At 47.2% G+C, this 8,595-nt stretch carries 9 protein-coding genes and 1 pseudogene; 5 read left to right on the top strand and 5 right to left on the bottom strand.

Annotated features, from left to right (window positions below):
- Positions 1 to 65: 65 nt before the first annotated feature.
- Complete coding sequence (locus RTK32_RS14875; RefSeq protein ID WP_312045321.1) at positions 66 to 986, top strand: peptidoglycan-binding protein; 921 nt, start codon at positions 66 to 68, stop codon at positions 984 to 986.
- Positions 983 to 1,426 carry a lysozyme inhibitor LprI family protein gene (locus RTK32_RS14870; protein WP_312045319.1) on the top strand — a complete coding sequence of 148 codons (444 nt, stop codon included), beginning with the start codon at positions 983 to 985 and terminating at the stop codon, positions 1,424 to 1,426. Before RTK32_RS14875 ends, RTK32_RS14870 begins: the two co-directional genes overlap by 4 nt.
- 232 nt (positions 1,427 to 1,658) lie before the next feature.
- Here RTK32_RS14870 and RTK32_RS14865 read toward each other — a convergent pair whose 3' ends face one another.
- On the bottom strand, positions 1,659 to 1,874 hold the full coding sequence (locus RTK32_RS14865) for a DUF6500 family protein (RefSeq protein WP_312045317.1): 216 nt from the start codon (positions 1,872 to 1,874) through the stop codon (positions 1,659 to 1,661).
- 112 nt (positions 1,875 to 1,986) lie between these two features.
- Here RTK32_RS14865 and RTK32_RS14860 point away from each other — a divergent pair, with 112 nt between their 5' ends.
- The gene (locus RTK32_RS14860) at positions 1,987 to 2,403 is read left to right on the top strand and encodes a VOC family protein (RefSeq protein ID WP_312045315.1); all 417 of its coding nucleotides are present in this window, start codon (positions 1,987 to 1,989) and stop codon (positions 2,401 to 2,403) included.
- Between the two features lie 343 nt (positions 2,404 to 2,746).
- Here RTK32_RS14860 and RTK32_RS14855 read toward each other — a convergent pair whose 3' ends face one another.
- Together RTK32_RS14855 and RTK32_RS14850 are read right to left on the bottom strand one after the other, a co-directional pair.
- Positions 2,747 to 3,310, bottom strand: a complete 564-nt coding sequence (locus RTK32_RS14855) for a hypothetical protein (protein WP_312045313.1) — start codon at positions 3,308 to 3,310, stop codon at positions 2,747 to 2,749.
- A 250-nt stretch (positions 3,311 to 3,560) separates the two neighbouring features.
- A complete protein-coding gene (locus RTK32_RS14850) occupies positions 3,561 to 4,241 on the bottom strand; it encodes a DUF2268 domain-containing putative Zn-dependent protease (protein ID WP_312045311.1) in 681 nt (226 codons plus the stop codon).
- Between the two features lie 251 nt (positions 4,242 to 4,492).
- On the opposite strand from RTK32_RS14850, the gene RTK32_RS14845 reads away from it, so the two are divergent.
- On the top strand, positions 4,493 to 5,035 hold the full coding sequence (locus RTK32_RS14845; RefSeq protein WP_312045309.1) for a DUF3916 domain-containing protein: 543 nt from the start codon (positions 4,493 to 4,495) through the stop codon (positions 5,033 to 5,035).
- 660 nt (positions 5,036 to 5,695) lie between these two features.
- Here the strand turns inward: RTK32_RS14845 and ppiC are convergent.
- Positions 5,696 to 5,977 carry a peptidylprolyl isomerase PpiC gene (gene ppiC, locus RTK32_RS14840; protein ID WP_312045307.1) on the bottom strand — a complete coding sequence of 94 codons (282 nt, stop codon included), beginning with the start codon at positions 5,975 to 5,977 and terminating at the stop codon, positions 5,696 to 5,698.
- An 87-nt stretch (positions 5,978 to 6,064) separates the two neighbouring features.
- Here ppiC and rep point away from each other — a divergent pair, with 87 nt between their 5' ends.
- Positions 6,065 to 8,089: a DNA helicase Rep gene (gene rep / locus RTK32_RS14835; RefSeq protein WP_312045305.1), complete on the top strand. Its 2,025-nt coding sequence runs from the start codon at positions 6,065 to 6,067 to the stop codon at positions 8,087 to 8,089.
- A gap of 41 nt (positions 8,090 to 8,130) precedes the next feature.
- On the opposite strand, the pseudogene RTK32_RS14830 reads toward rep, so the two are convergent.
- Positions 8,131 to 8,595: pseudogene (locus RTK32_RS14830) on the bottom strand (guanosine-5'-triphosphate,3'-diphosphate pyrophosphatase); the annotation flags it as partial.

Below are 8,595 nucleotides of genomic sequence, written 5' to 3'. Positions count from 1 at the left end.
ATGCAAACGAAAAATATGCATTATAAACGCGGCCATCAATTAGTCAGGTGGCAAGGAGAATTAGCATGTCATATCACCCACCCCGTGTATTCTGTCCGTCCGGTTCCGTTGGTGTATTCGGTACTAACAATCCCGATGATGTAAAAAATCTTCAAAAAATGATCATTAATGCCGGATACAATAAAATTTCCGGAAATCATGTAAGAATTACAGGCCGTAGCGATCTTGAAACCGAAGCAGCCATCCGCTGGTATCAGAAACTGCTGAATATGTCATCCTCTGGGCTAGTGCACCCTCAGGAAACTTGGTTCTTTACCATGTTCAGTCGTTCTATTGCACCACACTGGCGCCCCCGCCATGTAGCAGTACAACTTCGTGTGAATGAAGGTCAAATAACCTTTGATGCTGAAGGGATTGATTATATAACTGCCGTTGAACCATTCAATCAACCGACTAATACAAAAAACTTTTCCCGTATTTTACACTGTCCAGATATATACTCTGGCGTAACACTAGGACGAGGTTACGATATGAAGGAAAGGTCATCACGTGAAATACTGTCTCATTTCATATCATCAGGTATAGAGGAATATAAATCGGTTATTTGCTCTAAAGCTCATGGGTTATCTGGTAACGCGGCCAAAACATTTATAAAAAATTACGGTTATTTAGTGGGTGAGATAACCCACCAACAGCAAATTAAATTATTCTCCATCTCTTATAAACTAAAGAAAGACTACGCAAAAGGTGTTTATTTTCGTCAATCACGACATATATCTAATGCTTTACATTGGGATAGTATAGATGAAAAAATAAAAGAAACTTACGTTGATATAGTATATCAGGGCATACCCGGACTTCGCCCATTAATCGAGTTGATTGCTCGCGGTGGCAGCAGAGAGGATATCGCAGATAACATATCAGAAGACCCACATGAGAAGCGATATCCCGAACGGCTAAAATCTCGTCTAAGGAACCTAAAATGATACGTTTTTTGATAATAACACTAGTTCTACTTACATCAGCGTCAGTTGGTGCATCTGATATAAAAAAAATTAAAACAATAGGAAGAAATCAATCAGTGGTTGATTGTATAAATAAATATAAAAGTAACAACATAGAGTGCCTGGATGATATTACATATAAATCAGAGTCATTATTAAAAGATGCATATATCAAAAAATTAAATGAAATAAAAGAATCTAATTTAGATAATGTATGGATGGGCAGTAAAAAAGAAAAGGACGATGCCATAAATTTATTTATTGAAAACCAAAAAAAATGGACTGATTATAGAGAAGATTATTGCACCGTAGCTCTCTGGACAATCCAAAATTCACAACACTTAGGGGAGGCTCAAACAAGTTGTGAATTAAACATGAATAAAAGACGCATAGATGAGATTAATTTAATGGGAATTGAATGAGTCCTGGTAACGGACGAAAGCTTAGCATTAATAGCTATGATATTCCTTGAGTGTGATATCTATGAAAGCCCGCATTCAGCGGGCCTATCGATTATTTATAAGAATAGGTCACTAACAGAAATAATCTAATGCGTCAAAGCCCTTCGAGGATTTTTTGTACCTGCCGGCCGCTCGTTTTTACCATAACATCCGGGCAGCGTACTTCATCAACCAGATGGCGCTGCCTGGCTGATTACATGGTTGATACAAGTAATTTTATCTTTTCAGCTTTCTCAAAGTGGTCCAGTTTCATCTCCATAATCCACCAGTGTGCAACCTCCATCAGCAGCTCAGGATCATCATTTTTGTTCGCAAAAAAGGCATAAAATGACAGCCCCACACCGGTACCCTTGGCCGTGATTTTTGCATCACATATCCTGATGATCTTATCCTTCATTTCTGCCCGCACGCGCACTCCTTTTTCAGTTGGCTGTAATTGAATGTATTTACCATAACATCTGGGCCACGAGCCCTGCACCAGCCATCTGGTGTATGCTGAGTTAGTCAAAAAGGATAAAAATATGACTGACAACGAGCCTTACTGGAACCGCATAGTTCCCGAGTTGACCGTAACGGATTTTCCAGCCTCCCTGAACTTCTACACCGGAGTGCTTGGTTTCAGTGTCATGATCAGACGCACAGAGCCAGATTTTGCTTATATCAACCTCGGTGAGGCGCAACTGATGCTTGAACAGTATCATCCGGGCGGATGGAATACGGCAGAACTCGCCAGGCCGCTGGGACGTGGCATTAATTTTCAGATAGAAGTGGACGACATTGAACAGATATTCGCTCGTGTAAAAGCTCATGGCGTAACACGGTATCGGAATCTCTGCGATAACTACTACAGTACAGGAGAAACGACTGCCTGCCAGCGAGAGTTTCTCGTGCAGGACCCGGATGGCTACCTTCTGCGTTTCAGCCAGTACATTGAGTAGAGTTTCCGTTCTTTCTCACGAGACACTGCCGGTCACTCGCACTTACCGTAACGCATCGCTTCTGCCTCGGCAGGATAAACAGGCAAGCGATGGGGACGTAACTTAAGCGCCAAACAGTTAAGCTCTATCCCGTCTCGCAGTAAGATAACCAGCGTCTAATAAGATGAGCAGAAAAGGCAGCAGAGCGCGACGAAGTGTTATTGCTGGAAACCGGACACTTCGCCTGAATAAACAAATTTTTTACAGGGCGAGGGACAAAAAGGCTAGCTAAATGAAAGATGCTTTGCTCCCCCGTGATTTTTATATATCCCTCACGAGGGCATTAGGTGATTTTTGCCTGAATTTAACGCGATGTCTCTTTCAAAGACATCAAAGATAAAACTCCAACATCGCAATATTGATTGATGTACTTATCTGTCATGTTGAATGCGCCTACTACAAACTTTGTATCTGTCATGGTAAATAATTGTATATTCAATATGTTGCCATCTCTGGCTGGTGAATTAAAAACAACCAGCCAAGCCTTGTTCCCATCTATAGTCAATGATAACGCCTTTGGCTTTAGAGCTTTCACAAGATCCAACATCCCATCTTTTACCACATCAATATCGACTAGACCCGACGAGGCTTTTTCAGTTAACCCCAACGACACTGCCCCATCATCGTTAGAATAAATGAATTTAGGCTTATTTTTTAAAGATGGATATTTAATGTCCGCTAACAGATCTGGCATTTTGGTGAAGTTTTCAGGTATTTTTATTGTCAGATCCAAAGGCTTTATGCTCAATTCTTTCATTACCTCATCCCGCCTTGGGGGTTTACCACAGATATCTGTAACAGCAGCATCATAGCTTTCTGCGAGAGCTAATGTCGGAAAGAGGCAAAGTAATAAAAATATTTTTCTCATATTAGTAGTCCAGGTAGATAGGCTATTTATCATAACATATGTTCCCGGTGCTACCGTAGGGCCCTTCAGCGCGATCGTGCGGCGTTTTCCCCTGCCCAAACCCTGAAAAATACCCCTGATGATTCCGGTATATCTATAGGACTATGCAGTGAAATTTTTTCCCACGGATTGGTACATGCAAATGTTGGAAATGTCCGCTTTGTGCGAGTAGCGGACTATCCAGCTTCTGCCCAAGAGTAGAATAACGGTTTTAGATAAATGAAGTATCTGAACGCCATATAAAATGCTTTAATTCCTCAGCATTTATGTTCACCAGCATTGAAGCTTTCAATTGTGGAGATGCAGCAAGATATCTGGAAATCAGGTTGAATCCCGCGGTATATCCCAGCCACCTTGGTAAATCCCCTGTTCCGAAAAACCAGGCATTATGATCGTAATCATTACGATGCCAGTAATCATGTATCTGTAGAGCATAGCACTGGAAAGTATCTGACTTGAGGCTTTCCCAGGGTTCAGGTTCACCTCCAAAAAGCTCAAGAGAGAAATGCCCTGCAAGTCCTTCAGAGACTAGCGCCTCTCCCAAGGTTGATCCGTATCCTGGCCCCGCCCACCTCGCAGCATGGTGCAGTTCATGAGCAAACATGCGTTCAATAGAGTGCGCATCATTTTTGAAGAATGCAGGGTTTTCAGGTTGGACAGTTATATAGACAATGCCAGCTTCAGGACAAAAACCGGCATGCCCCTTTTCTGGGGTAACAAACTTCCCGGCCTGAACAACCACATCCAGTGAAGGAATCGGCATCAGCCTTTTGGCTTTTTCGTAGGTATCAGTCAAACAGGTCTGAAGCCATTCACAGTGAGCGGTAAGTTTTTTCTGAGCATTCAGAATATGAAGGGTGATTTGAGGCATGTCAGCATCGCCCAGTAGCATCAGTAAATATCTGAATATTAGCAGACATGTAGCGAATGTCATGACGCAGCCTGTAGTGGCAAACCAACGACCGGTATTGTCAGCTTTGTCCGCTCTTGATACAAAGCGGAAGGGGACTTGATGCTGAGGGACTCCCATGAGCGAAAAGCGGCCATAAGGCGTTTCAAATCGAGAAGGGTGAGTTACATTAATGCTTAACAGTTAGTTGTACACAGCTTAAATCATTTGAAAGGGTGAAAATTAAAATACTCATGAGCAGACGGCTTAACAGAGATCATCGAACTAAAGTCAGAAATATTCCACGCCGCTTAAAAGCTCTTAACCGTTGGGCTGGTACATTTCATAACCCTCAACGAAGCGTGTTTTCAGAAGATGAGCATTACTGGAATTTCAAAATCCCAGTAGAGATTAATCTTGTTGAGGGAAGGTACAGCACACTTAAAACCAAAGCAGATTGCGCGCAAGCCATGATTAATGCTTGTTCAAATCTTATAACGGCAACTGCTGGTATGAATTACAGCCCCCGGATTACTGCGGTTATATGCCTTCCGGATATGTTTACAAGCGAAATCTGTCTCTATCGATCAGAAGACTATTACCAAGGCTTTATTACTGAAAACCGTTCTGAAAATGGTGCCTCCGCTTTGATTAAAGAGCGCAGCCTGGCTGCTGAGTGGGGGCTCATTCTTCCAGCTAATGTACAGGAACTGGGTATTACGCTCGAATATTATGGGAGTGAGGATCGTGATGAATGGTTCACCGGAGAGCGTTGGTATTATGGACAGCTCCTGTGATAGTGCTGTTTTCTATGTTTACTTGAACGTCCGCTCTTGGCACAAAGCGGACATTCAGTTTTGCCGATTATCTGTTCCTCGCAGTGCACTAAAATCCCGAGCAATGCATAGCCAGTCCCTGAATGCCGCTTTAGCGGCATGGAGGCGCCAGATGTCGCTGAGGATAACCTGATGCTAAACGGGGCTGTACGCCCGGCGCAGCCGGTTACAGGCGTATAAATCCTGCCATTCCATACCTTTCTCTGAACAGCCTAAACCAACTATTAGCAATGAATAAAGTCAGGTAACCCCTTTTAACTCCGGTGAGCGGGCTGCACAGCGCTTGCGACGTGAAGGGCGTGATTTCCGGGGCCTTAGCGGGAGCAGCTTACTGCTGCGCTTAGGGGGGGTTAATCAAAACTTTCAGCGATACGCACTGAACTTAACACGGTAGCTGCTAACTCGCGTTTCACCGTCAGCCCGTTTAAGGTTGCTTGCGCTCATCCTGCCATAACTCACGTCACGAATGCGGCAAGTGCGGCCAGTTGATCAGGGCTTGTACGTTATTTCGTCAAAAAGAGCGGGCTTATAAAGTAAACGCTGGAAAGGACTGGAATGCAGAAGGGATGTAAAACCGCTTCCGCAGGCACAACGGCAGGCGGAAGCGGTGACAAGAGCGGCTTAGTTGCGGTACAGCACCTTGATGATGTGATAGCCGAACTGCGTGTGCAGCGGGCCATAAGGCGTGATAAGCGGGCAGGAGAACACCACTTTATCGAAAGCCGGCACCATCGCGCCCTGTTTGAATTCGCCTAAGTGGCCGCCTTTTTTGCCTGACGGGCAAATAGAATGCTTTTTCGCCAGTTTTTCAAAATCTGCGCCCTGTTCCAGCTGTGCCAGAAGATCCTGAGCCAGTTTCTCTTCCTTTACAAGGATATGGAGTGCTGCTGCGTTTTTTGCCATGATCGTACCTTGAGTCGTATGGATGCTGCTGGCTATACTACCACGCTGTGATTTCTTTCCCTCTGTCATTTCATCGAGTAAACCCCTATGCGTCTTAATCCAGGTCAGCAACACGCCGTCGAATTCGTCACCGGGCCCTGTCTGGTGCTGGCAGGTGCAGGCTCGGGCAAAACGCGTGTGATCACCAACAAAATTGCCCACCTTATCCGCGAATGCGGTTATCAGGCTCGCCATATTGCGGCGGTGACCTTTACCAATAAAGCTTCGCGCGAGATGAAAGAGCGCGTGGCGCAAACGCTGGGACGCAAAGAAGCTCGCGGTCTGATGATCTCCACCTTTCATACGCTGGGTCTGGAAATTATCAAACGCGAATATGCCGCGCTGGGCATGAAGTCCAACTTCTCGCTGTTTGACGATCAGGATCAGCTGGCGCTGCTGAAAGAGTTGACCGAAGAGTGGCTGGAAAACGATAAAAATCTGCTGCAACAGCTGACCTCTACGATCTCGAACTGGAAAAACGATCTGCTGGATCCTGCGCACGCCGCTGCGGCGGCACAATCCGAACGCGATAAAATCTTCGCCCATTGCTACAGCCTTTATGACCAGCATCTGAAAGCCTGTAACGTGCTGGATTTTGACGATCTGATCCTGCTGCCGACGCTGTTGTTCCAGCGCAATCTGGAAGTGCGTGAGCGCTGGCAGCAGCGTATTCGCTATCTGCTGGTGGATGAGTACCAGGACACCAACACCAGTCAATATGAGCTGGTTAAGCTACTGGTTGGCGCGCGCGCCCGTTTTACGGTGGTAGGCGATGACGATCAGTCCATCTATTCCTGGCGAGGCGCGAGGCCGCAGAATCTGGTGCTGCTGAAAGAGGATTTTCCGGCACTGCAGGTGATTAAGCTGGAGCAAAACTACCGTTCTTCCGAACGTATCCTGAAAGCGGCCAATATTTTGATCGCCAATAATCCGCACGTATTTGAAAAGCGCCTGTTCTCAGAGCTGGGCTACGGTGCGGAACTGAAGGTCGTGACGGCCAACCATGAAGATCATGAAGCCGAACGCGTGACGGGCGAGCTGATAGCGCATCATTTTATCAACAAGACGCAGTATAAAGATTACGCCATTCTCTATCGCGGCAATCACCAGTCGCGCGTGTTTGAAAAAATGCTGATGCAAAACCGCATTCCTTATCGCATCTCTGGCGGTACATCCTTCTTTTCGCGGCCGGAAATCAAAGACCTGCTGGCTTATCTACGCATATTGACCAACCCCGATGACGACAGTGCTTTTATGCGCATCGTCAATACGCCAAGGCGTGAAATTGGCCCCACCACGCTGCGTAAGCTGGGGGAATGGGCGATGCAGCGTAATAAAAGCCTGTTCACCGCCAGTTTTGATATGGGCCTGGGTCAGACGTTGAACGGGCGCGGGCTGGAATCGCTCCAGCGCTTTACCTTTTGGCTGCGGGAAGTCGCGCAGCTGGCGGAGCGGGAGCCGGTGGCCGCCGTGCGTGATTTGATTCGCGGTATTGATTATGAAAGCTGGCTGTTTGAAACCTCCGCCAGTCCGAAAGCCGCCGAAATGCGCATGAAAAACGTCAATACGCTGTTCCAGTGGATGACTGAAATGCTGGAAGGCAGCGATATCGACGAGCCGATGACGCTGACGCAGGTCGTCACACGCTTTACGTTACGCGACATGATGGAACGCGGCGAAAGCGACGAAGAGACGGATCAGGTACAGCTGATGACGCTGCACGCCTCGAAAGGGCTGGAGTTTCCCTATGTGTATCTGGTCGGCATGGAAGAAGGGCTGTTGCCTCATCAGAGCAGCATTGATGAAAACAATGTTGAAGAAGAGCGTCGGCTGGCCTATGTCGGTATTACTCGTGCGCAAAAAGAGCTGACCTTTACGCTGTGTCGCGAGCGTCGTCAGTATGGTGAAGCGATTCGACCGGAGCCAAGCCGCTTTCTGCTGGAGCTGCCGCAGGACGATCTTAATTGGGAAACGGTACGCAAGGTAGTGAGCCCGGAACAGCGGATGCAAACCGGACAAAGCCGCGTGGCGGGACTTCGGGCAATGCTGGACAAGGCGAAAAATGCCGGATAGCTTCAGATAAAGCAAGGGGGCATGAGCTGCCCCCTGTTTTCTTAGCTGATGGTCAACGACCAGTGCACGTAGCTCTGCCAGTGGCTTTCCTGCTCCAGCAGTTCGGCCCGTAGCGGATGCGCTTCCAGCCAGCCGTCCGGCAACGTCAGCTGCAGCGCATCGTCGTCGGCATGAAGCCGCACCGCAGGCAACGTATCGTCACGGCGACGACTGGCGAAAATAATCGCCAGGCGCAGCAGTCGACACATTCTTTCCGCCATGCGCGGCGGCACGGCATTTTGCTGACTAAGCAGCGCCAGATCGATACCGTTGACCTGGTTTTGCAGTAGCGTAGCCAGCAGCTTTTTCTGTGCAGGCGTAAAACCAGGCAGATCGAGATGGCGGACCAGATAGGCCGCATGCTGCGGTGCCTGCTTAAAATCGACGCTGAGGCCGATTTCATGTATCAGGCAGGCGCTGTTAAGCAGTTCCCGGCAGCGTTCGTCCAGCTTCCAGCTGTGGCTCAC

The sequence above is a fragment of the Erwinia sp. genome, assembly GCF_031978025.1.
GTDB lineage: Bacteria > Pseudomonadota > Gammaproteobacteria > Enterobacterales > Enterobacteriaceae > Erwinia.
This window is presented reverse-complemented; position numbering and strand designations above follow the sequence as displayed.